20 protein-coding genes are annotated in these 23,523 nt (G+C 61.0%); 9 read left to right on the forward strand and 11 right to left on the reverse strand.

Features of this window, described 5'->3' with window-relative positions:
* Positions 1 to 126: 126 nt before the first annotated feature.
* From AC1RTQ_RS09500 to AC1RTQ_RS09515, 4 genes are all read right to left on the reverse strand, one after another.
* Positions 127 to 1,428 (reverse strand): 3-deoxy-D-manno-octulosonic acid transferase, encoded by a 1,302-nt coding sequence (locus AC1RTQ_RS09500; RefSeq protein WP_492875210.1) that lies wholly within the window; start codon positions 1,426 to 1,428, stop codon positions 127 to 129.
* An 18-nt stretch (positions 1,429 to 1,446) separates the two neighbouring features.
* Positions 1,447 to 2,835 carry a phosphomannomutase/phosphoglucomutase gene (locus AC1RTQ_RS09505; protein ID WP_492875212.1) on the reverse strand — a complete coding sequence of 463 codons (1,389 nt, stop codon included), beginning with the start codon at positions 2,833 to 2,835 and terminating at the stop codon, positions 1,447 to 1,449.
* Positions 2,836 to 3,037: 202 nt separating this feature from the next.
* On the reverse strand, positions 3,038 to 4,930 hold the full coding sequence (locus AC1RTQ_RS09510; protein ID WP_492875214.1) for a propionate--CoA ligase: 1,893 nt from the start codon (positions 4,928 to 4,930) through the stop codon (positions 3,038 to 3,040).
* A gap of 362 nt (positions 4,931 to 5,292) precedes the next feature.
* Positions 5,293 to 5,895 carry an isochorismatase family protein gene (locus tag AC1RTQ_RS09515; protein ID WP_492875216.1) on the reverse strand — a complete coding sequence of 201 codons (603 nt, stop codon included), beginning with the start codon at positions 5,893 to 5,895 and terminating at the stop codon, positions 5,293 to 5,295.
* Between the two features lie 373 nt (positions 5,896 to 6,268).
* Between AC1RTQ_RS09515 and AC1RTQ_RS09520 the strand changes: the two genes are divergently transcribed.
* From AC1RTQ_RS09520 to AC1RTQ_RS09545, 6 genes are all read left to right on the forward strand, one after another.
* The gene (locus tag AC1RTQ_RS09520; RefSeq protein ID WP_492875474.1) at positions 6,269 to 6,895 is read left to right on the forward strand and encodes a C40 family peptidase; all 627 of its coding nucleotides are present in this window, start codon (positions 6,269 to 6,271) and stop codon (positions 6,893 to 6,895) included.
* A 197-nt stretch (positions 6,896 to 7,092) separates the two neighbouring features.
* The gene (locus AC1RTQ_RS09525; RefSeq protein ID WP_003079200.1) at positions 7,093 to 7,344 is read left to right on the forward strand and encodes a GlsB/YeaQ/YmgE family stress response membrane protein; all 252 of its coding nucleotides are present in this window, start codon (positions 7,093 to 7,095) and stop codon (positions 7,342 to 7,344) included.
* 66 nt (positions 7,345 to 7,410) lie between these two features.
* Positions 7,411 to 8,016 (forward strand): hypothetical protein, encoded by a 606-nt coding sequence (locus tag AC1RTQ_RS09530; RefSeq protein ID WP_492875218.1) that lies wholly within the window; start codon positions 7,411 to 7,413, stop codon positions 8,014 to 8,016.
* A 30-nt stretch (positions 8,017 to 8,046) separates the two neighbouring features.
* The gene (locus AC1RTQ_RS09535) at positions 8,047 to 8,535 is read left to right on the forward strand and encodes an EVE domain-containing protein (protein ID WP_304349381.1); all 489 of its coding nucleotides are present in this window, start codon (positions 8,047 to 8,049) and stop codon (positions 8,533 to 8,535) included.
* A gap of 300 nt (positions 8,536 to 8,835) precedes the next feature.
* A complete protein-coding gene (locus AC1RTQ_RS09540) occupies positions 8,836 to 10,248 on the forward strand; it encodes an APC family permease (RefSeq protein WP_492875220.1) in 1,413 nt (470 codons plus the stop codon).
* Positions 10,249 to 10,363: 115 nt separating this feature from the next.
* On the forward strand, positions 10,364 to 11,434 hold the full coding sequence (locus AC1RTQ_RS09545) for an FUSC family protein (protein ID WP_492875222.1): 1,071 nt from the start codon (positions 10,364 to 10,366) through the stop codon (positions 11,432 to 11,434).
* Between the two features lie 48 nt (positions 11,435 to 11,482).
* Here AC1RTQ_RS09545 and AC1RTQ_RS09550 read toward each other — a convergent pair whose 3' ends face one another.
* The 3 genes from AC1RTQ_RS09550 to AC1RTQ_RS09560 all read right to left on the reverse strand — a co-directional run bounded on the left by AC1RTQ_RS09550 (position 11,483) and on the right by AC1RTQ_RS09560 (position 15,807).
* Positions 11,483 to 13,237 (reverse strand): amidohydrolase, encoded by a 1,755-nt coding sequence (locus AC1RTQ_RS09550; protein WP_492875476.1) that lies wholly within the window; start codon positions 13,235 to 13,237, stop codon positions 11,483 to 11,485.
* A gap of 157 nt (positions 13,238 to 13,394) precedes the next feature.
* Positions 13,395 to 14,624 (reverse strand): MFS transporter, encoded by a 1,230-nt coding sequence (locus AC1RTQ_RS09555; protein WP_492875224.1) that lies wholly within the window; start codon positions 14,622 to 14,624, stop codon positions 13,395 to 13,397.
* A gap of 343 nt (positions 14,625 to 14,967) precedes the next feature.
* Positions 14,968 to 15,807 carry an aldo/keto reductase gene (locus AC1RTQ_RS09560; protein ID WP_492875226.1) on the reverse strand — a complete coding sequence of 280 codons (840 nt, stop codon included), beginning with the start codon at positions 15,805 to 15,807 and terminating at the stop codon, positions 14,968 to 14,970.
* A 214-nt stretch (positions 15,808 to 16,021) separates the two neighbouring features.
* Here AC1RTQ_RS09560 and AC1RTQ_RS09565 point away from each other — a divergent pair, with 214 nt between their 5' ends.
* The 3 genes from AC1RTQ_RS09565 to AC1RTQ_RS09575 all read left to right on the forward strand — a co-directional run bounded on the left by AC1RTQ_RS09565 (position 16,022) and on the right by AC1RTQ_RS09575 (position 18,090).
* A complete protein-coding gene (locus AC1RTQ_RS09565; RefSeq protein ID WP_492875228.1) occupies positions 16,022 to 16,873 on the forward strand; it encodes a DUF2167 domain-containing protein in 852 nt (283 codons plus the stop codon).
* Between the two features lie 87 nt (positions 16,874 to 16,960).
* Positions 16,961 to 17,713, forward strand: coding sequence for a hypothetical protein (locus AC1RTQ_RS09570; protein WP_492875230.1), 753 nt, complete (start codon positions 16,961 to 16,963; stop codon positions 17,711 to 17,713).
* A gap of 62 nt (positions 17,714 to 17,775) precedes the next feature.
* Positions 17,776 to 18,090, forward strand: a complete 315-nt coding sequence (locus AC1RTQ_RS09575) for a DUF2322 family protein (protein WP_492875232.1) — start codon at positions 17,776 to 17,778, stop codon at positions 18,088 to 18,090.
* A gap of 6 nt (positions 18,091 to 18,096) precedes the next feature.
* Here AC1RTQ_RS09575 and AC1RTQ_RS09580 read toward each other — a convergent pair whose 3' ends face one another.
* The 4 genes from AC1RTQ_RS09580 to AC1RTQ_RS09595 all read right to left on the reverse strand — a co-directional run bounded on the left by AC1RTQ_RS09580 (position 18,097) and on the right by AC1RTQ_RS09595 (position 23,508).
* Positions 18,097 to 19,326 (reverse strand): GGDEF domain-containing protein, encoded by a 1,230-nt coding sequence (locus AC1RTQ_RS09580; RefSeq protein ID WP_492875234.1) that lies wholly within the window; start codon positions 19,324 to 19,326, stop codon positions 18,097 to 18,099.
* 175 nt (positions 19,327 to 19,501) lie between these two features.
* Complete coding sequence (locus tag AC1RTQ_RS09585; RefSeq protein WP_492875236.1) at positions 19,502 to 20,662, reverse strand: YbdK family carboxylate-amine ligase; 1,161 nt, start codon at positions 20,660 to 20,662, stop codon at positions 19,502 to 19,504.
* Entirely contained in the window at positions 20,652 to 21,935 is a 1,284-nt protein-coding gene (locus AC1RTQ_RS09590; protein WP_492875238.1) for a cation:proton antiporter domain-containing protein, read from the reverse strand. Before AC1RTQ_RS09590 ends, AC1RTQ_RS09585 begins: the two co-directional genes overlap by 11 nt.
* A gap of 397 nt (positions 21,936 to 22,332) precedes the next feature.
* Positions 22,333 to 23,508, reverse strand: coding sequence for a M20 aminoacylase family protein (locus AC1RTQ_RS09595; RefSeq protein WP_492875240.1), 1,176 nt, complete (start codon positions 23,506 to 23,508; stop codon positions 22,333 to 22,335).
* Positions 23,509 to 23,523 lie beyond the last annotated feature (15 nt).

Here is a 23,523-nt window from a genome sequence, read left to right on the forward strand (position 1 = left end):
ACAGCTAGCGGGAACAATGGTGAAGCAATCGCTACTAAAATAATAGCTTCCAGCGCTTTATACAAATCATAATTTTGCTATTTCTTACCTGAAATACTTGCTGAATCAGCGTAAGCAGCTCTCATTTCAGGAGTTCATCAGCCACACAATCGCATCCGCCGTAGCACCGGCTGCGCCGCGATGCTGCGCCATGAAGTCATGTGCTTTGGCGCTGGCGGCTTCCAAGTCGGCACCGTTCTGAACCCAGGCCAGCGCATCCTGCACGGCTTGGGCCATATCGGCACTGCGGATGGCTGCACCGGCCTGCACGGCCAGCTCAGACGCCTGGCTGAAATTAAAGGTATGTGGCCCCAGAATCACGGGCGTGCCGCAGGCCAGCGACTCAATCAGGTTCTGCCCGCCCAGAGGCTCAAAACTGCCGCCCATCAACGCCAGATGCGACATGGCGTAGTACAGCGGCATCTCGCCCAAGGAATCGCCTAGCCAGATAGCGTTGGCCAGCGCAGGTGGCTGCGCTCCCCACTGGCTGCGCCTTGATACCGCAAAGCCCGCATCCGCAATCAGCTGCGCCACTGACTCAAAGCGCTGCGGATGGCGCGGCACGATCAGCCATTGCACAGCCTGCATTGCTTGCGGCTGGCTTTTAAGCTGCTCCAGCAGCTGGACTTCTTCGCCCTCGCGGCTACTGGCAAAGAGCACGACGGGCTTGCTCAAGCGCTGCTTCCAGCTCGCAGCCAGACTCAGCAAATGCTCGTCAGGCCGCACATCAAATTTCAGATTGCCCAGCACGGCGCTGACCTGCGCGCCCACATTACGCAGGCGGCGCGCATCTTCCTCACTCTGTGCCCAGACGGCTGCCAGTGCACCATAGGTCGGGCGCGAAATCGACCCCATCTTGAGCGCCCCCGCTTCGGACTTGGCATTGAGCCGCGCGTTGGCCAGCACCAGGGGAATGCCTGCGTTGGCACAGGCCGCAATCAGATTGGGCCAGATCTCGGTTTCCATCAGCACACCCACGGCGGGGTGAAACTGCGCAATAAAGCGCCGCGTTGCGCCCAGCGTGTCCCAAGGCAGCCAGACCTGCACATCGCCCGGGTGCAACAGCTTTGAGCCCTCCTCTCGCCCCGTCGCGGTGCTGTGCGTCAGCAGCAGACGCATAGCCGGCATGCGCTCGCGCAAGGCCTTGATCAGAATGGCGGCAGCGCGGGTCTCGCCCAGCGACACCGAATGGATCCATACCCATTGCCCACGGCCATCGCGCCCCAGATCTGCAGGCTGGTAATGGCCGAAGCGTTCAGGCACGGCCACGCCATAGCCGGGCTCAGCCAGCGCTCTGCGACGCAACTTGCGCCGCAGCAGCGGCTGCACCGCCCAGGCCAGGGCACTGAACAGCGCACGGGCAAAGCCCATGGGAGCCGGTTTGGCCATACTGAAGCGCTGCTGCTATCAGTGCGCGGAGGCGCCCACCTGGGCGTCAGGCTTGACGCGCTTGAGCAAGGCCAGCATCTGCGCTTCGATGCGCTGCAAGGCTTGCTGTGTATGGCCTTCAAAGCGCAGCACCAGCACCGGCGTGGTGTTGCTGGCGCGGATCAGGCCGAAGCCGTCGGCCCAGTCCACGCGCAGCCCGTCAATGGTGCTGACCTGGGCAGGTTCAGCAAACTCCGTGGCAGCGAGCGCCTGCAACTCGGCTGCCAGACGATGGGGCTCGCCTTCGGCACAGGCCACATTGAGCTCGGGCGTGGAAAAGCTGGTGGGCAGTGCGTTGAGCAGTGCGCTGGGGTCGGTTTCGCGGCTGACGATTTCGAGCAGACGGCAGCCCGCATAGGTGCCATCGTCAAAGCCGTACCAGCGCTCCTTGAAGAAGATATGGCCGCTCATCTCGCCACCCAGCGGCGCGCCCAGCTCCTTCATGCGAGCCTTGACCAGTGAATGGCCGGTCTTGTACATCACGGCCTTGCCACCGGCCGCTTCGATCTCGGGGGCCAGACGCTGGGTGCACTTGACGTCGAACACGATGGAGCCGCCAGGCACGCGCGAAAGCACATCCTTGGCGAACAGCATCATCTGACGGTCGGGGAAGATGTTCTGGCCGTCCTTGGTCACAATGCCCAGGCGGTCGCCGTCACCGTCAAAAGCCAGACCCAGCTCGGCATCGCTGGTCTGCAGGGCCTGGATCACATCGCGCAGGTTCTCGGGCTTGCTGGGGTCGGGATGATGATTGGGGAAGTTGCCGTCGACTTCGGAGAACAGCTCGATCACCTCGCAGCCCAGCTGACGGAAGATGGCGGGCGCCGATGCCCCGGCCACGCCGTTGCCGCAGTCCACCACAATCTTCATGGGCCGCGCCAGCTTCACGTCGCCCACGATACGGGCGGTGTAATCGGCCAGCACATCGGCCCGGCTGATCTGTCCGGCATCGGTAATCGTCCAGTCCTCCGTTTCCATGCGCACGCGCAGGGCCTGGATTTCATCGCCATAAATGGCGCGGCCTGCGAGCACCATCTTGAAGCCGTTGTAATCCTTGGGGTTGTGGCTGCCCGTCACCTGGATGCCGCTGGTGCACAAGGTGGCGGCGGCAAAGTACAGCATGGGCGTGGTGGCCAGGCCGATGTCGATCACATTCACGCCCACCTCGGTCAGGCCCTGCATCAATGCGGCCGACAGCGCGGGACCCGACAGACGGCCATCACGGCCCACCGCCACGGTTTTCTCGCCGGCGACCAGCGCTGCCATGCCGAATGCGCGGCCGATTCCACGGGCGACGTCTTCAGTCAGTGTCGACGGCACAATGCCGCGAATGTCATAGGCCTTGAAGATGGAGGATGCAACTTGCACGACAGCTCTTTCTCGAAGTTTTTCAATTCCGTAGCGCCAGGCAGCGGACTGCGCGGCGTGATCGGGCGATTTTAGGCTGCAAACAGCAAGGCCCGCGCCTTGATGGTCGCAGGCCTTGAACCATAGATTCGCTGCAATCCCGCCGCGCCGCTCCGCCGGCGCTGGCCACGGGAGTGAAGCTGCGCAACAACCGTTGCGGAAGTTACAGACGCTGTTGCACCTGGACCAGGGCCGCCGGATCTTCCATGGTGCTCAGGTCACCGGGATCACGACCTTCGGCCACGGCCTGCAGTGCCCGGCGCAGCAGCTTACCGCTGCGCGTCTTGGGCAGAGCCGTGACGAAGATCACACGCGACGGACGCGCAACCGCTCCCAGACGCGCGTCGACCAGCTTCATCACATCGGCTTCGAGGGCCTTGCTGGAGACCTCATCGGCCACCAAGGCAGCATCGCGCACCACGGCAAAGGCCAGCGCAGCCTGGCCCTTGAGATTGTCGGCAACGCCGACCACGGCCACTTCGGCAATCTGGGCATGGGCAGAGATGCTCTCCTCGATCTCGCGGGTGCCCAGGCGATGGCCCGCCACATTGATCACATCATCGGTACGGCCGAGGATGAAGTAGTAGCCGTCCTCATCGCGGATACCCCAGTCGAAGGTGCTGTAGATCAGCCGACCCGGAATGCTCTTCCAGTAGGTGTTGACAAAGCGGTTGTCGTCACGCCAGACCGTCTGCATGCAACCGGGCGGCAGCGGGCCTTCAATCGCCAGCACGCCCTTCTGATTCGCCAGGGTCAACTCCTCGCCGCTGGCGTCATCGATCAGCTTGACGTTGTAGCCGTACACAGCCCGGCCCGGACTGCCAAAACGCGTGGCCTGCTTTTGCACGCCGTTGCACAGCGTCATGATGGGCCAGCCGGTCTCGGTCTGCCAGTAGTTGTCGATGATGGGCTTGTTGATGGCCTGGCTGATCCAGGTCGCCGTGGGCTCATCAAGCGGCTCGCCGGCCAGCCACAGGGCCTTGAGGCTGGAGATGTCGTAGCGCTTGAGGTAATCCGCATCATGCTTTTTGAGCACGCGAATCGCCGTCGGTGCCGAGAACATGTGCGTGACCTTGTATTTCTCGACAATGCTCCACCAGATGCCGGCATCGGGGTTGACCGGCAGACCCTCGTACATCACCGTGGCCATGCCCGCAATCAGCGGCGCATAGATGATGTAGCTATGACCCACGACCCAGCCGATGTCGCTGGTGCAAAAGAAGGTCTGTCCGGCCTGGGCATCGAAGATGTGCGGCATGCTGGCCGCCAGCGCCACGGTATAGCCGCCCGTATCGCGCTGCACGCCCTTGGGCTTGCCCGTGGTGCCGCTGGTATAGAGGGTGTAGCTGGGATGGGTTGATTCCACCCAGACGCAATCCACCTGCGCATTCAGGTGCCGGGAACGCAAGGCCGACCAGTCATGGTCGCGGCCCGCCTTCATGGGCATTTCAGCCAGTCCGCGGTTGACCATCAGCACAGCAGCGGGCTGGTGACTGGACTGCCTGAGCGCTTCATCCAGCAAAGGCTTGTAGGCCACGACACGGCCGCCGCGCGAGCCCGCATCGGCGCTGATGATGACCTTGGGTTCAGCATCATCAATGCGCGACGCCAGCGCGCCCGAGGCAAAGCCGCCGAACACCACGGAGTGAACAGCCCCCAGACGCACGCAGGCCAACATGGCAAAGCAGGCCTCGGCAACCATGGGCATATAGATCTGCACGCGGTCGCCTTTTTGCACACCCAGCGACTGCAGTACGGCGGCCATGCGATTGACCTCCGCATGCAGCTCGCGATAGCTATAGATCTTTTCGGTACGGGTTTCGGTAGAAATGGCGATCAACGCGTTTTGATCGCCACGCGCAGCCAGATGGCGGTCAATGGCGTTATGGCAAAGATTCGTTGTGCCGCCCACAAACCACTTGGCGAATGGCGGGTTGCTGTAGTCACAGATCTGCTGCGGCTTCTGCTGCCAATCGATCAGCCCGGCCTGCTCCGCCCAGAAGCCGTCGCGGTCATCAATGGAGCGCTGGTAGAAATCTTCGAAATGCGTGGTCATGAATATGTCTCCTTGACTCTCCGTCGATTGCAGAGAGCTTTCTGAATTCATAATTATTCATAATGCGCTTGCCAAAAACTGACAGCACTTGACTATTGCACCAACGCTGCGCCTGAGTACCGGCCCCGAGCACGTTCAGTTCCTGGATCCTCCTAGAAGCACTCTTCTCGGATATTGTGCCCCCCGCGCCATAGCGTCCGGCGTAGTGCACCTGACTCCTCGGGGCCCCCATGGAGACTGCTTGTCAAGCCGGGCAGCGACTCCTGGGATCTGAGTTCCACTGAATAGAAATGTGACGATCAACGCGCAGCCAAAAGAAAAAGCGCCCTAGAGGCGCTTATTTCCCGAATAGCTGCAAGCGATTACTTGACCAGCGCCAGCATCTCCTTGAAGGCAGGGTCTTCGCAGGTGCGCAGCCACTCGAACATCACCATCTCGGTGGTCACCAGCTCGGCGCCTGCCCCAGCCAGACGGTCAAATGCCGCATCCCGGTTACGCTCGGTGCGCGAGCCGCAGGCATCCGTCACCACCCACACATCGAACTCGTCTTCCAGCAGCTCCAGCGCCGTCTGCAACAGGCAGACATGGGTTTCGCAGCCCGCAATCACCACCATATTGCGCTCGGGGGCCTGCTGCTGGGGCTTTTGCAGATGCTTGGGCAGGCTGCGCGCATTGCCGCCCTGCGGCTTGGCGGGAGGACGCAGCCATTCGCCCAGACCCTCCGGCACGGCGCTGAAATACATTTTCTCCAGCGTCTTCTCGCACAGCTCCTTCAGCTCCGCATTGTTGACGCCAAGGCGCGAGGGGTTCTGCTCCGTTCCCCAGACAGGCACATCCAGCAACTGCGCCATCTTGGCGAGCTTGACAGCATTGGCCAGCGCTTGCGCGCCTTCGTGAATGACGGGCATCAGCTTGTCCTGGTAGTCCACCAGAACCAGTTGCGACTCGGAAGCTTCTAACAACATGGCAAATCTTTCTTAAAACCGTGTCAAGCCGCTGCTAAAAAGCGCAGCGCTTGCGCAAGACAGGCGCGCGGCACGCTGAGAAAGCGTGTCACGTCGGCTGCAATCGATGGCGCTATTGTCGCTGCAAGCGCATGCCGAGGTGAAAAGTCCGTCAATGCAACGCCTTTTGCATGTCCATAACATGAATTGGTGCATTCCCGATCCGCATTCACCAGAATGGGGAAATTACGTACGGCAATACGCTGCAAATTTGAGAGCACCTCACGCAATAAGCTTATGCCCGCAGCTCACTTGCTGCGCCGCATCAAAAACCGAGAGAAAAATTGGGAATAGAGCCCCCATCCTACAAATGAACGTGTTACCCTCACGCCCCATGTCCCGATGGCTTATTGCACTTCTATTTGTCGGCGTTACCTCCGCGCACGCGGCGCCCAGCGAGCAGCGTGACGACGACATGGCCCAGTTGCTGGTCAACCGCGGCCTCATCACCCAGTTGCGTGAAGCTCGCCATTCCGTGGCCGAGAAGACGACTGACTTCGTGCGCGAAGCACGTCAGAACGTGGCCGAGAAAACCTCCGATCTGGTAGTGACGGCCATGGGCTTCCTTGGCGTTCCCTATCGCCTGGGCGGCACCAACGCAGAAACCGGCTTCGACTGCAGCGGTTTTGTGCGTGCCATCTACTCACAGACCATGGGCAAGGTTCTACCTCGCGTCTCTGCCGAACAGGCCAATGCCACTCAGCAGATTGACCGCAGCGACCTCAAGCCCGGTGATCTGGTGTTCTTCAACACCATGCGCCGCACATTCAGCCATGTGGGAATCTACGTGGGTGATGGCAAATTCATCCACGCACCGCGCACAGGTGCCAGCGTACGTGTGGAAAGCATGCAGACCTCCTACTGGGCGCGCCGCTTCGACGGCGCCCGCCGCGTCGAAGGTGCTGACGCAACAGCCACCACGGCTGCTGCATATAGTGCTCTGGGTCCATTGCAGCCTTGATGCTGAATCAGGGCTTGGCCAAAACGCCTGCTTTCAGCAGGCGTTTTTGTTTTTACCTTGCTCCCTGATTCAGCCCATGCCGCTGCATGCTTACATACAAGAATCACGCTCGCGCCGACATTCAGAATCGTCCGACAGAGTCGATCTGCCGGGCCGCGTAGAGTCACTTTCGTCAAAGCACCAACAGGGAACAGAATATGTCCATCATCGGAACCATCATCGTCGGTCTTATCGTCGGTTTGATTGCGCGAGCCATCAAGCCCGGCAATGACAGCATGGGCTGGATCATGACGATTCTTCTTGGTATCGTCGGCTCGTTTGTAGCTACCTATCTGGGCTCAGCCATGGGCTGGTACCAGCCTGGACAAACCGCAGGCTGGATCGCATCGGTCATTGGGGCCGTGATTCTTTTGTTTATTTATGGCATGGTGCGCGGTAAGGCCAACTGAATCTGAATTCCGACATAAAGGGGCCAACCAGCCCCTTTTTCTATTTCCGGCATCTCCTTATCGAATATGTGGAAAAAAGACCCGAGCTTCAGAAACCTCAGCGCGACCAGAGCGGAGCGCAAAGACATTGCCCAAGCCGCTGAACGGGCCCGCAAACTACTGAGAAAACGGGCGCTCGTCAGCGCTGCCGCCAGTGCCATTCCCATACCCGGTCTGGACTGGGCAACCGATGCCGCCCTGCTCTCCCAGCTCTATCCACGTATCAACCAGGAATTCGGGTTGACGCCAGAGCAACTCGACCAACTCACGCCCGGCAAGCGCGAGCAAGTCCAGAGAGCCATAGCCATGGTTGGCTCCGTGCTGATCGGCAAGTTCATCACCCGCGACATGGTGCTGCGCCTCGGCAAAGCCATGGGTTTGCGCATGAGCACCAAGCAGGCCGCCAGATATGTGCCGCTGATCGGTCAAATCGCCGCTGCATCGATAGGCTACGCGACTCTGCGCTATCTGGGCGAGCGCCATATTCAGGACTGTATGCGAGTGGTGGAAGAAGCCGAGCTGGACATTCCGGGCCGCTGGCTGGACACCCGAAATCTGCTGCAACGCAATAGCGACCTGGTGCGCAGTTGGCAGCAGGATCGTGATCCCTGGCAACGCGACCGTGGTGACTGAGACAGCAACCTCTTCGCCGACAATGCACCTATGAACGACAGCAGCCCCCAAGCCCAGCGTTACTGGCTCATGAAGAACGAGCCCGACGAGTACTCCATCGACCATGCTCTGGCGTCCCCTGAACAGACCATTGCCTGGAATGGAGTGCGCAATTACCAGGCACGCAATTTCATGCGTGACGATATGCAGGTGGGTGACGGCGTGCTGTATTGGCATTCCAGTTGCGCCGAACCTGGGATTTACGGCATTGCCCGCATTGCCGGCAATCTGCGCGTGGACCCTTCCCAGTTCGACCCCGCGGACCCCTATTACGACCCAAAGTCCCAGACAGACAAACCGCGCTGGCTTATGCTGGATGTGCAGGCGCTGAAAAAGATCCGCCCACTGCTGATGCCTGAACTACGCGAGCAACCTCAACTGGCACAGATGCGCGTGCTGCAAAAAGGCAATCGTCTCTCCATTACCCCCGTGACCGAAGCCGAATGGCAATGCATTCAGTCTCTGCTGCAAGAGAGTTGAGGCTGAGCACTTGCATGCTCTTCCCGTCATAGCAAGCTGTGCTGATACCGGCACGCAATGAATGCGATTTTCATCATAAGCAACCTCGGAAGTAACAAAATCCGATAATGCCGGATTTTCGTTGCAGCCCGACCCGAGGCTCAGCGGAACCCAAGAACGGCCCCCTGCTTCGGCGTATGTCCAAACCATTGATAACACAGTGCCAACCAAGCTGGGACTTATCTCTGCGGCACATTGCCACGCACAGGCTGGTGCAGGTTCTGTGCAGGTTCTGTGCCAGCCCTCTTGTTCTTGTAGAAGATGACTGCACTGACTGATCGCCCTCCCTTGGCAGCCTCGACCACCTCCCCCGCTCGGTTGCAAAAGACTCTGCTGCTATGGCATGTGGTCATCATCGGCCTGGCCTATATTCAGCCGATGACATTGCTGGACACTTTCGGCATGGTCTCGCGCGACTCGCTGCAGCATGTGCCCACCTCCTACTTTGTCGCCTTGCTGGCCGTGCTGCTGACATCGCTGAGCTATGGCCACATGATTCGGCGCTACCCGTCCTCAGGCTCGGCCTACACCTATGCGCAAAAGGCCATTCACCCCAATGTGGGCTTCATGGTGGGCTGGTCGTCGTTGCTGGACTATCTGCTCTCGCCCATGGTCAATATCTTGCTGGCCAGGATCTATCTGACATCCATGTTCCCAGAGGTCAACCACTGGGTCTGGATCGCCGGCCTGACCGCGCTGATGGTCTGTGTCAATCTGCGCGGCATTCGCTTTGTCGCCCATTTCAATGGCTTGATCGTCTTCTTCCAACTGCTCATCATCGCCATCTTCACCTGCATGGTCTGGCGCGATCTGCATGCAGGCCGTAATGCCCTGGGCGCGATTGCCGAACATGGCGGCCAGGGCCTGTGGACGCTGTCGCCCTTCTGGAGCTCCCAGGCCGAAATCGGCGCACTGATTACGGGAGCCACCATTCTCTGTTTTTCGTTCACGGGCTTTGACTCGCTGAGTTCACTGGCCGAAGAGACCCACGACACCCGAAACACCTTGCCCAAGGCCATTTTTCTGACGGCGCTGATTTCTGGCCTGATCTTCATCGTGGCCACGTATTTCCTGCAGCTATATTTCCCCGGCGACCCCGGCCAGTACTTCGAGGCCGTGGACGAAACCCAGCCCGAGATCCTCTATCTGGTGGGCGGCGCGCTGTTCAGGTCAGTGGTGCTGTCCTTTGCCATCATCACCGTCATGGCCTCGGGCATCGCGGCTCACGCTGGTGTATCGCGCCTGATGTATGCAATGGGTCGCGACGGCGTGATCCACAAGCGCTTCTTCGGCCATATCAGCCCTAAGTCCTTTACGCCTTCCTACAACATTGTGCTGGTGGGTGCGGTGGCACTGACCGCAGGCTTTCTGAGCCTGGAATATGTGGTCGCCCTGATCAGCTTCGGCGCGCTGACGGCTTTCAGTTTTGTCAATCTGTCGGTGCTGGCTGAATATATGTGGCGCCAGGGCCGCTGGCACAGTACAGGCGACCTGCTGCGCTATCTTGTCACCCCGGTGCTGGGCTTCATAAGCGTAGGCGCCATGTGGCTGGAGGTGGAGCCCAGCTCGCTGGGCTCGGGCCTTATCTGGGGCAGCATCGGCCTTGTCTATCTGGCCATCATCACCAGTGGCTTTCGCAAGACCCCGCCCCAGTACGACGACTCGGTGGACTGATCCACCGGGCTGCATTTTCGGGTGGCGTGGCTTATTTCCCACAGGGCAATCTCATGGAGCACCCTAACATCCTTGAATCAGAGTCTGATCGACCGCCATGCCAAGGAGTTTGAGATTGCGCTGGAGCACCCCGTTCATGCTGGCCTGGCGTCGTGCCAAGACCACTTTTCCATCGAGGGCCAGGCTGGCCCTGCGCGATGCGCTTGCTGCAGCACTGGCCAGCATGCTGGCCTGGGTCATCGCCCAGCAGCTTTGGGGCCACCCCAAGCCCGCGTTCGCCGTGGTCACCGCAGTGATCTGCCTCGCACCCGGACTGCCCAGCCATCTGAAGCAGGCACGCAGTCTGCTCATAGGCTGCACACTGGGCATCGTGATCGGCGATCTGCTGTGGCAGTTGCCCGAGCAGCACCTGTTGCTGCGCATGAGTCTGGGCGCATTCCTCTCCATCCTGCTCGGCGCCATCATCGGCCCCGCGCCCGTGGTGCCGATTCAAGCCGGGGTCTCGGTGATTCTGGTGCTGGTGCTCGGCCCCAGCATGGCGGGCGGAGCCCGTTTGCTGGACGTCACGGTCGGTGCCGCGGTCGGGCTTATCTTCAGCCAGGTGCTGCTGACCTCCAATCCCATCAAGGATATGGGACGGGCCGCCTCGATCTTTCTCAAGCAACTTGCCAATGGTCTGGATCTCATTCTCAAGGCCTGCCAGCAGCAGAAAGCCGATGCAGCAGAAACCGCCCTCGGCCAGCTGTCACTGGCCCATGAATCGCTGGCCGCCCTGCGCGCAGCTGTAGGCCAGGCCCATTCCTCGCGCCGCTGGTCCCTGCGCGGACGGCTCAATGCAGAGCGACTGGCCTTTGTCACCCGTCGCTATGACCGACATGCCGTACGTGTCTACGCCACGGCTTTGCTGCTGGCCGAGAGTCTGAACCGCGCCACTGCCCACACCGGGATGCCGCCGCCGGCTGCGATAGCCGACTACTGCCGCTGGCTGACGCAAGCCTGTCTGGATCTGGCCAACCAGCCAACCGTGGTAGCGCTCAAGGCTGATGATCCACTGGCGACCATGGATAGCTGCCCTGCATCACCTGCACCGACGGAAGTACTTCAGCCCGAATGGCTGCTGGTGCACGAAAACGCCCAGCAACTGGAGCGTGCATTGCGCGCCCTTATCGGCTCGCGCGATGCGTGAAAAGCATTCCCCCAAACGCATACCCATCAATCGCAAGCGGCCCTCAAATCAGAGGTTTGACCCGTCGCGCTTGTAAACCGTGCGCCCTTCCTTGATGGTCTCCAGCACCTGGAGATTGGAAAGCTGATGCGGCGGCACGGTCAGCGGGTTGTCCGAAAGCACGACCAGATCGGCCAGCTTACCGACCTCGATGGAGCCCTTGCGGTCTTCCTCGAAATGCTGGTATGCCGACCAGATGGTCTGCGCCTTGAGCGCCACCCAGGGCGAGACGCGATGCTCCGGCCCCAGCACACGCCCTGAGCGCGTCGTGCGATTCACCGTGGCATCGAGCACACGCATCGACGATGGCAGGGCCACAGGCGCATCATGATGAGATGTGAACACCATGCCCTCGCCCAGCACCCAGCCTGTCGGCGAGATGTTCTGCGCGCGCGGATCACCGAGCACCGAATCATGGTGCCAGTCGCCCCAGTAAAAGGTATGCATGGGAAACAGCGACGGGAAAATGCCCAACTCCTTGAGCTGACTAACCTGGTCGCGTCGCAGCGTCTGACCGTGGATCAGCACCGGACGTACGGCACGCGCCTGCTCCACCGGGCCGCTGGCACGCACTGCAGCGATGAACTGGTCAATCGCCGCATCGCCGTTGCCATGCACCAGAATCTGCCAGCCGTTGTGGATGGCCTTGGCCACCTGCTCGTTGGCCCTGGCATCGCTTAGCACCCCATAGCCACGGTAGCCAGCCTTCTGGCCATCGGGCGGCACCAGATACGGCTCGGTCAGCCAGGCCGTCTTGCCCTGGGGCGAGCCATCAAGCGTGAGCTTGACACCGCCAATGCGGAAGCGATTGGTATAGCTACGGCTGAACTTGAGCTTGTTGGCCAGCGCGCCATCACCCAGTTGCAGTATGTCGGGATAGGACACCACGTCGATGACCAACCGACGCGCCTCGGCAGCCGCCATGGCCGAGGCGATCGCGCCTGCGTGGGAGCGACCGTCCTGCACCGTGGTGTAGCCGAACTCCAGATAAAGCTGCTGGGCTTTTTCCAGCCAGTCCATGGATTGCTCCAGCGTGAGATCGGGCATGATCCTGCCCAGGCTGTGGAAGAAGGCGTTCTCCTCCAGCACCCCGTTGGGCGCCGGGCTGCCGGCACGGCGGCGGATCACGCCGCCCTCTGGATTGGGTGTGCCGGGACCGATGCCGGCACGGGCCAGGGCCGCAGAATTGAGTGCACCGAAGTGCCCGGACTGGTGAATCACGGCAATCGGCAGATCCCGGGAGACGGCATCGAGGTCATCACGTGTAGGATGGCGTCGCTCCTGAAGCTGGGAATCGTCATAGCCAAAGCCGAGCACGATGCCCAACTGTTTGACCTCGGGCGAAGTCTTGATGTACTCACGCAGCGTCTGCTGCAAGTCGGCGATAGAGGCGTTGCCGCCATCAGGCGGTGGCAGCAGATTGGCAGAAATGGCCTGCAGTCCCACGCCGCCGATATGGCTGTGCGGATCCACAAAACCCGGAATCAGCGTGCGCCCCTGCAAGTCCGCCATGCGCGTGGCCGGACCGCGCAAGGCATCCAGCTCCTGAGCTGAGCCGATGGCGGTAATCATCCCGGCGCTGACGGCCACGGCCTCCACTTGAGGCTGAGCGTCATTCATGGTGAGAATCGGGCCGCCGTAATAGATCAACTCGGCGGGCTTGACCACCGTCTTGGTACGGCGCGAAGCACAGCCCGCGAGCCAAGACGTTGATGACAATGCCGTCAGCGAAGCTGCGGTGGCGAGAAACTGGCGCTTTTGCATCATGAACCTCCACAAGACTGCAGCGTAACCGCAGTTCGGACTCTAATAATGCTTGAGCTGGAACTCGAGCCCTCTGCGCCAGTTCAAAACAATGCATCAATTCAAGCTACGGCACTTACCCATCAAGAACTGTAAGCTCATAAATACAGAGCATCACTCACAAATCTCGGGCCCGGAAGCTACTCCAGCAACGGCCCACTCCCAGCGCCAGCAACCAGCCCAGCACGCACATGCTGCCCGTCACCATCCAGGTGAACTGCCAGCCGCCCATCTGCATGGCCACGGCCGCCACCAGCGGCGGACCTGCGAACTGCCCCACACAAGACCATTGCTGCATGAAACCCACGGTGGTGGACACCGTGGCCTGGCTGGGCGCCAGATGCATGGCCGTTGTGAACAGGGTCGCCGGTATCAGGCCGCCCGTCGCCGAGAACAGGGCCACGGCCACAAAGCGCAGCCACAGAGGAGCCAGCGGCTCGCCCCCGATCTGCATATAGGCCAGCAGCGCCGTCAGGCCCATCAGCACATAGCCGGTCTGCAGGCAGCGCGCAGGACTCCAGCCGCGGTGCAGCAACCTGCCTGCCGCCACATTGCCCAGCATATTGCTGGCGGCGACCACGGCCGTCAGCAGGCCTGCCAGCTTGGCACTGAGTCCTGCTTCCGAATAGAGCGTGGGCAGAAAGCCGACAATGCCCATCCACTGACCCGAATACACCATAAAGCCCAGTGACACCAGCCAGGGACCGGGGCTGCGCAATGTGAGCGCCAGACGCGGACGCCATCCCTCATCGGCAGTGGCTGCGACGGCTGCAGTTGCAGCAGCATCCGCAGGCACCATGCGCCAGATGGCATAGGCCGCCAAGGCGGAGGTACAGCCCAGTGCAAGCCACCAGGTCTGCCAACTGGTCGCCTGCAGCACCCAGGGTCCAAGCAGCAAGCCCATGGCACTGCCAATGGGCATATAAGAGCCCCACCAGCCCATACGCGCCCCCAGTTCTGACGGTTTGACGCTGCGACGAATCAGCCCTGGAGCGGGCATGGCAACCAGCAAGAACCCAAGACCTTCCAGAGCACGCAGCGCCAGCAGCCAGGTGAAGTCCGTGGCCGCAGCACCCACCATGCTGGACAGTGCCATCAGCAACAGCCCCATCAGCAGGCTGCGACGCAGCCCCCATTTGTCTGCCCCAAGGCCCACCACCAGGCCCAGCACCATGCCCGCCACCTGGACGGTGGAAAGCAAGAATCCCGCTTGCACCAGAGACATGCCCAGTTGCTGCTTCAGCAGGGGTACGGCGGGCGGCAGCTTGCCCACATGCAGCGAGGCGCTGACGCCCGCAGCGACGATGATCCATGAGGGGTTCAGACCCCGGCTAGTCACAGGCTCCACCACGTTGTCTCTTTTTCTCAGCTAGGTGATATGTCAACTATCTAGCATATGACAAAACATGAGGCCGATCGACAAGCGGGCTCGCAAGCACTGTCAACAAAGGCAGCGCTTAGCCCGGATCGCGCAAGAGCACGGCCGAGGATGGGGGAGCCGGAGTGATCTGCAAAGCCGGCGAAGGTCAGAGTGCTGGTGGCCGTGGTGACGCAGGTGCCAGCGATCCGGGAGCAGGAATGGGAGCGACGGGCATTGGTCTGGGAGCCGGAACGAGTTCCGCTCTGAGTACCGGCACGGGCAGGGACCGCCGCCGCAACGCCACCTCAATCGACGCTGACGCCCTTCTTGCTCAGAGAATGTCCAGCGGCTGCTTGAAGCGCGGCGGGGGCGATGCAGCGTCGATCAGCGCCAGCTCCTCTGCGCCGAGCCTGAGCTGCAGTGAGCGGGCATTGTCTCGGATATGGTCTTCAGAGCCGCTTTCGGGGATTGCCAGCACTTTGCCGCTACGCAGAGCCCAGGCCAGAGCCACCACACTGGCACTGACACCATGGCGATCACCGATTTCAGCGAGCAGGCTTTGCTCAACCAGTTCCCCGTGCCCGAGCGGGCAATAGGCCATCACGGCCACGCCGTTCTTCTGGCACCAGGGCAGCAAGTCATATTCGATGCCGCGGCTGAAAACGTTGTAGAGCACCTGATTGACCACGCAGTTGCGTCCACCCGGAACTTGCCACAGCTCCTGCATATCGTCGGTGTCGAAATTGGAGACGCCCCAATGGCGAATCCTGCCCTGCATCTTCAGGTCCTCGAACGCAGCTACAGTCTCGGCCAGCGGCGTATTGCCGCGCCAGTGCAGCAAATAGAGGTCGATACAGTCCACTCCCAGCTTGTAGGCACTGGCCGCGAACGCGCGCATCACTCCCTGGCGGCTGGCATGCATGGGCAGCACCTTGCTGACCAGAAAAGGCCGGGGCCGACTTGGCGTCCAGTCACGCAGGACCTCGCCAATCAGTTCCTCCGAAAGGCCATCGCCATACATCTCGGCGGTGTCGATCACGCTCAGGCCGAGCTGCAATCCGGTGAGCAAGGCCGCTTTCTCCTCGCCCCAGCTACGCCGACCCTGGCCAAGATGCCAGCTGCCCATGCCCAGATTGGCATGCCCCTGCAAGAAAGATATGGCACTGTGCATATGACCGATCTCCAAAAAATTTCTTTAAAACATGCTGTTTGTCCGATATTACTGACGCTTTGCGCTATCAATCCTGCTACTTTTGTCAGCTCAGTTTGAGCCACGTTATGCTTCGCTTACGAATCAACGACGATGATTCGAATGCGTATGTGAAATCAAGTTCGCTATTACCAATAGCTTTCCTCAATAAATTCATAACACGGGAGTTCATTGAATGTTCAAGTCCATCGCGGCCGCCGTTCTAGGCCTGTCACTTTCTCTGGGCGTCTGGGCCAAGGCTGACGCCACTCAGGAGTTACCTCCTGAAATCAAGGCCCTGCACTGGCAGGAAAGTGGGAAGGGAGAAATCGCCGACAAGGCCAGCGTCAAGATTCCATCGGGCTATGCCTTTCTCGGAGAGGCCGACACGTCCAAGCTGCTGCAGGCATTTGGCAACCCGCCCAGCAGCGATCACTTTTTGATAGCCCCAAAATCGCTGGACTGGTTTGCCGTGTTCTCGTATGACGACACCGGCTATGTGAAGGACGACGAAAAGATCGATGCCGACGACTTGCTCAAATCCATGCAGGCAGGCGACAAGGCCGGCAACGAACAGCGCAAGAAACTCGGCCTTGAAGCGCTGTACACCGATGGCTGGCAGGTGCCGCCTCATTACGACACTACGACCAAGCGACTGGAATGGGGCCTGCGTCTGCGGGGTGAAACAGGTGAGAAAAATGTCAACTACACCTCGCGCATTCTGGGCCGCAGCGGCGTGATGACCGCTACCCTGGTTTCCGACACCGCCACGCTGGCCCAGAACACCGATGAATTCAAGAAGGTGCTCGCCGGCTTCGACTACAACAGCGGCCAGACCTATGCCGAGTTCAAGAACGGCGACAAGGTCGCCGCCATCGGCCTGGGCGCACTGGTACTCGGCGGTGCGGCCGCGGTTGCCACCAAGAAAGGCCTGTGGGGTGCGATTGCAGGCTTTCTGGCTGCAGGCTGGAAGATCATCGCCGCCGCAGCGGTCGCGCTGTTCGCTGGCCTAGGCAAATTGTTTGGCCGCAAGAAAGCCGCTGAATAGCAGCATTAAGTCAGCTGCGGCTACCCCCTGTAACCCCGCCCCGCGCATCGCTAAGATCGCGGGGTTTGTCTTGTCCCGAAAGCCGTCTTGTATTTCACGATCTCCACGCAGCTGCAGGTAGTTCTGGCCATCGTTCTGTTCTATCTTTATGACGCGGCCTTGCTGCTCAAGCCCGAAGAGGGTTTGCTGCGCCCGCTACGCTCGGGATGGCGGGCACAGTTGGCCAGCCGGGGCTTCGAGCTGCGTCAGAACCGCCTGCTATGGCTACCTGTTTTTGCGCTTCACCGGCCCGTGTACCGGCAGCGCTGGAGCGCCACACGGATTCATCTACCCGGTGATGCGAAATTTTCCACGGCTGTGGAGGCACATGCCCGCAGCTTCAAAGCGTTTGCGCTGCCGCTGTATCTGCTGGCCGCGCTACTGTTTCTCGGTCTTCCCGCCGCCTTGCTGGTGCTTCATTCCGAACTGATGCAGCTGACTGCACTGGCACTCATCTATCTGAGCACGGCCTGGCTGGGCTGGTTGGCCCTGAGCCATGGCAGACAGGGCCGCTGCGACCTGGCCTTCGCGCGCTCGACGGCATTTCAAATTCTGCTGTGCCCCCCATTTGCCCTCAATGTGGTGCGCAAGCTCTCGCTGTCATATGAAGTACAAGCCGACTTGCTGCAGACGGCCCAGGCCCTCATGAGCGTCTCTCAGTGGCAGGGCCTGGCAGCACAGGTGCAACAGCTGATGCAGCGGGAAATGGATGAAATTGCCGAACTGCCCGAATATGCGCCAACGCTTGCGCAGATGCAGCAAGCACGGCGGGTGCTGGAGCAAAACAGCGCTCGAAGCTGAACAGGCCCTCAGGCTGCCCCCACAATAACGGCTTCCATCACAGCAACCATCGCGAGCACACCATGGCCTTTGCCGACAACCTCAAGCAACTTCCTTCCATTGCCCATATCTCCGAGCTGCAGCTGATCGACTCCGACGGCAAGCTGGCTGCAAGCATTCCGAATGCACCCGGCAAAGCTGGCTCGGTCACCGTCTACAACGCACTCTATGCCAAGCATGGCAGCATCAACGCGGCTGCTGCCGAAGAAGGCCTGCAGCTGTTTGCCGAGCACACCGAAGACGCCAAGGCACGTCCGGGTACCCATCCCAATATCGATCGACTGCTGGACGTAATTGCCAGCGGCAAGGGCTATGCCGTGACGGTGATTGCAGCCTAAGCGCCTTCAAGTCCTTTCTCTGATGGAGGGGCTTGATCTTGCTGCCGGGCCTTGCGCTGCCTGCGGCCAGAGGTCTTCGAGGCCCACGCACTGAACACGATTGCGCCCCGCGCGTTTACCTCGATAAAGCGCCGCATCGGCCTGCCGCAGCGCGACGTCAAATGCATGCGAAGCGACGAAGGGATGGGAAACGCCAATCGTTGCCGTGCAAGTGACACAGCCATGCAGGCTGATGCCCGGTATCGCGATCTCGGCAATCGCCGCACGTATTCTTTCGGCCAATTGCGGAGCTTCATTTCCCTGCAGTCCCGGGCAGAGAACCACGAATTCCTCACCTCCCAAACGGCATTTCAGGTCGCTTCTGCGCGTGCTCTGCTGAATCACTTCCGCCACCCGACACAGCACAATGTCGCCGAACTGGTGCCCGTAGTTGTCGTTGATGCGCTTGAAATGGTCAATATCCACGATCAACAGGTGGACGGACACTCCCTTAGCAGCCGCGAAATGCGCCTCCAGCCCGTTGAGCAGGCCCCGCCGATTGAGCAGCTTGGTCAGCGGATCCTGTGCGGCCATGCTGCCGAGTTCGTCGGTAAGTCGTCGCAACACCAGCCAGACGGCGCCTGGCGGGATCACCGTGCCGAGGAAGGACATATAAATATAGAACACCATCTGAAAACGGCTGTTCATGTCCAGGGCCTGCAAGCCGCCTTGCAGGATCAGCACGAACTTCATGGCATTGAGAGCGCAGATGCCGCCGATCAGAATGGCAAAGACCACCATCTCCACGACCATGTTCCTGGCAAAGCTGCGCATGCCCCGCAGCAAGGTGATCGTCATCCCCAGAAACAGCAAGGCACAGGCCCCGGCCAGCATGGCCTGGCGCGCCTCCAGACCCAGTGTCGAATGCACCAGCACCTGCGCCGCGCTATAGGCCAGCGCCAGAATCAGCAGTGGCCGCCACACCGGAGTGGGACGATTGAAGAAGCGCATCGCGCCCAGGGCATAGACCACCGGAGCACACAGAGTCAGCGTGTGATTGACGACACTCATCGCACTCCAGCCCGGCTTGCCGCCCAGCAGCTGCAGCACATAGGCACAACCCAGCAGCAGATTGCCCAGTGCAAAGACCTCCATGCCCATTTTCCTGCCGGGCAACCTGCGACTGATCAGCATGAACAGCACGCAAAAACACAGCAGATGCACGCAGAGCATGCCCAGGATGACGGTCGCAACCATGAAATCGCTCATATCCGGTAAAGACAGGTGCTGCATGGCTCAGACCATGAAAACCGCCAGAGCTGCAGGTCAACAAAGCCGGACTGGCACATGCCTTGATCAAGCCTTATCAACCCGCACTCGTAAATATTTGCAACTTTAACGTGTTACACCGGGCCCAAGATGTCAAAACCGATCAGGGCCGGCCGGAAAATATGAGCGATGCCTGACGCACCACTTCGGGCAATTGCTGCACCTGGGCATAGCTCTCACGCAGCCAGCTCGCATCGTTGCCGCGCTGCAGCACCAGGGCCAGCTCCTGCAGCGCGCTCTTGCCTGATGCCGGTGCATGACTGGTGATGCGCTGCAGGGTCTGCCCTATATGCTCGCGCAGCGACAGCTGCTCGCTGCTCGCCGGGTCCACATAAGTGCCGTCCAGCCCGAAGCGACAGGCCTGAAACCGGTTATAGGTATAGACCAGATAGTCGTCCTCACTGGGCTCGAAGGGCTGCTCGCTGAGGAACCAGGCACCCAGCGCCTGCACATAGGCCGCTAGCTGCGCAGCGCGATGGATGGACAGCGGCGTGTCGAAGACGCGCACCTCCACGGTGCCGAACTCGGGCTTGGGACGGATATCCCAGTAAAAATCCTTCATGCTGTGAATCACGCCCGTGGCCGCCATCTTGGCGAAGTAGCGCTCGAAGTCCTCCCAGTGCAGGGCAAACGGCGCACGACCCGAGAGCGGAAATGCGAACACCGAGTTGAGTCGCGCGGAGTCAAACGCCGTGTCCTGGCCTTGCACAAAAGGGCTGGATGCCGACAGCGCAATGAAATGCGGGATATAGCGCGAAAGCCGATGAAGCATCATCAACGCATCGTCGGCACTGGGACAGCCCACATGCACATGCTGGCCGAAGATGGTGAACTGCTTGGTCAGATAGCCGTACAGCGCCGTCAGCTCCTTGAAGCGCGGCTTGTCGTAAATGCGTTGCTGGTGCCATTGCTGGAACGGGTGCGTGCCGCCACCGGCCAACGCGATATTGAGTCGGTCGGCCGCCTTGACCAGGGCATCGCGCGTAACCGCCAGCTGCTCATAGGCGTCCTGTGCATCCTGGCAGATGCCAGTCGAGATCTCGATCATGCTGGAGGTCACCTCCGGCACGATGGAGCCCGGCACCTTGGCATTCTTGAGCAGAGCCAGCATATCGGGCGCATATGGCGTCATATCGTAGTGATGGGTGTTGAGCAGCTGCAACTCCAGCTCCACGCCCAGCGTCAAGGCCTGTGATGGCGCGAATTCGCCCAGACCGCCGGCCTCCGACGCAGCCGGCTGACTTTGTTCTATCTCATGCGTCATGGCGCTTGCCTCCTCTTTGCAAGGCCGCTCGGCCCACACCGCGATGGGCATCGCCGCTGCGCCAGAGGGCGGTAGCGGCCAGCAGCACGCCCAATACCTCACACACCACAATCACCGGCAGGGCAATGGCCGCCACCTGCTGGGCCACGCTGGCGTTGAAGGCGGTCCATTGCTGTGCGATACCGGACAGCATCAGCAGAGCCAGACCCGACAAAGCCAATTGCCCGCAAGCCACAGGCCACTGCCTGCGCCAACCTATGCCGGTCCCCAGGCCCAGCAACAAGATGGAGCCGAACTTCCCCAGAATTCTTGCCAGGACGACGCTGGCCACCACCGAAACCATGGCCAAAGACAGGTTCACCTGAGAGGCCATGCTGGCCACCAGCACGAACATCAGCAGATTGAGCATGGCATGGGCAGCCTGAAAGGCCTGGGGCCAGACCAGGGGCATGGGGCTGAAATTGCGCAACATCAGCCCAGCGACCACGAAGCCGAGCGCGGCCGAGCCGCCCCATTGTTCGGCCAGCAAACAGACCGCAGCCATGGCCGCCAGCAGATACAGGGCCGTAGTGTCGCTACGCGATGACTGCCAGCGCAGCACCGGCCAGAAGGCAACCGTGACCAGCAAGGCCCAGAACAGAGTCAGAAGCAAGCTCAGCAGCAAGCGTCCAAGGCCCGCCGTCGAGAATTGCAGGCCACCGCCCGCCGCTTGGGCGACCGGCACAAACACCACCGTCAGAACCAGCGCCCCCAGCAGCGCCAGCAAGGTACTGATGGTGGCAAGAAGCAGGCTGCGATCGGTCACCGCACCGCTGGCACGCAGATCATCGGCAATACGCAGCAGCACGGCCGGCGAAGCCGCCATGGAAATCACACCAACGGCCAGCGCCACGGCCCAGCCCCAACCCAGCGCCAGCAAGGTCGTGGCTACCACGGCCATCGTGACCAGCGACTCGCCAAGGCTTTGCAGCAGCAACCAGGGCTGGCGCAGTAGCCAGGGCAGGGAGACCTGGGAGGCCGCCAGCAGCAGGCTGACGCCCACGGCCACCTCCAGCAGCAAGGCCGTGCTGCCCTGCAACGGCCAGGGCAGATCGCCAAACCCCACCCAGCCGGCCACGAGGCCGACCAGGGTGTAGCCCAGCATACGCGGATAGCCGGAAAAACGGTGAACCATATGGCCAAGCAAGGCTGCGGCCGCTACCAGCACGCACCAACTCAGCAGCGGCGGAAAACCGGCAGGCCAGATGCCCGCCTCCAGATTGCCAAATGGCATAAAGCGCCCTCCTGTATCAAGACCCGTACCGTGCGACAAAGTCACGGCACCAGGGTTGGTGCAGGCAGCGTTGCGAGAGATGCGGTCAGCGCCGCGTGAAAGCCCGGACATGCGCCGGAATGCAACACCTGCTATTGCGCGACCAGCTCTTCTCCAGGGGATCAAGGCGGCCGCCACGCACGCTCCGAGGCCTGCTTGGAACACAACAGGCACTATCGCGGAACGCTACAAACATCATAGGGGTGTCAGATCGAATGACGTTACAGGGTGTCAGCCTTCCGACATTTCTGTGTCCGAATGCATTGCTTGTTAGCGTTTTGCAAACCGTCCGAGCATGAAAAATGCCGGGCTCAACTCTGCGTTGACCCGGCATTGATTCATGTGAAAAGCCCTTCTGTCAGGCCGGTAGCTTGCCGCCCTTCAGCAGCGCTCCCACCAATTCCACCCAGTAACGCATGCCCAGCGGCAGATTGGCGTCGTTGAAGTCGTACTTGGGGTTGTGCAGAGAAGCGCTGTCCTCGCCATTTCCCAGCCAGATATAGACACCCGGGCATTCCTGCGCCATGAAGGCAAAGTCTTCCGAGGCCATGCTGGGCACCATGTCCCGGCGCACCTTGCCTTCGCCCAGCACGCCGGTCAGCACTTCGGCGCAGACTTCAGCATGCTGGGGGTTGTTGATGGTCGCAGGGTAGCTGACGCGGTAGTCGAGATGGGCCTCCAGGCCGTGCAGCGCGCAGGTCGCGGCAATCGCATCGCGAAAACGTTGCTCGATGCGCGCGCGCTGAGGCATGTCGAAGCAGCGCACAGTGCCGCGCAGCTTGATGACTTCGGGCATCACGTTATAGGTGTCGCCGGCGTTGAAGCTGGTCACGCTCAGCACGGCCGGCTTGTGCACCTCTTGCTCGCGCGCAATCAGCGCGGGCAGCTGCGTCACCAACTGGCAGGCCGCGAGCAGTGCGTCTTTGCCCAGATGCGGCATGGCGGCATGGCAGCCCTTGCCGGTCAGCGTCAGATCGAAGATGTCAAAGGCCGCCATCACGGCCGTGGAATGCACCGCCGCCGTACCCACGGGCAGGCCTGGCCAGTTGTGCATGCTGTAGACCGCGTCCATAGGGAAGCGCTGGAACAGCCCGCCCTCTATCATGGCGCGCGCGCCACCTTCGTTTTCCTCGGCGGGCTGGAAGATGAAATGCACGGTCCCCGAAAAATCGGGTGCCGAGGCCAAAGCCTGGGCCGCCCCCAGCAGCATGCTGGTATGGCCGTCATGGCCGCAGGCATGCATACGGCCAGCGTGCGTGGACGCATGCTCGCACTGGTTGAGCTCCGTCACATTCAGCGCATCCATATCGGCGCGCAGGCCGATGGAGGGACCCGCGCCCAGATTGCCCTTGAGCACGGCAACCACCCCCGTACCGGCCAGGCCGGTGTGCACTTCCAGACCAAAACTTTTGAGCAGCTCGGCCACGCGTGCGCTGGTTCGGTGCTCCTGAAAAGCAGTTTCCGGGTGACGATGAAAGTCATGACGCCAGGCTTGCAGCTCCTGCTGACCGGGCCATTTGATGGTGTTCATCATGGTCTTGCTCCGTTT

The organism is Comamonas sp. GW821-FHT11H03 (assembly GCF_058807955.1).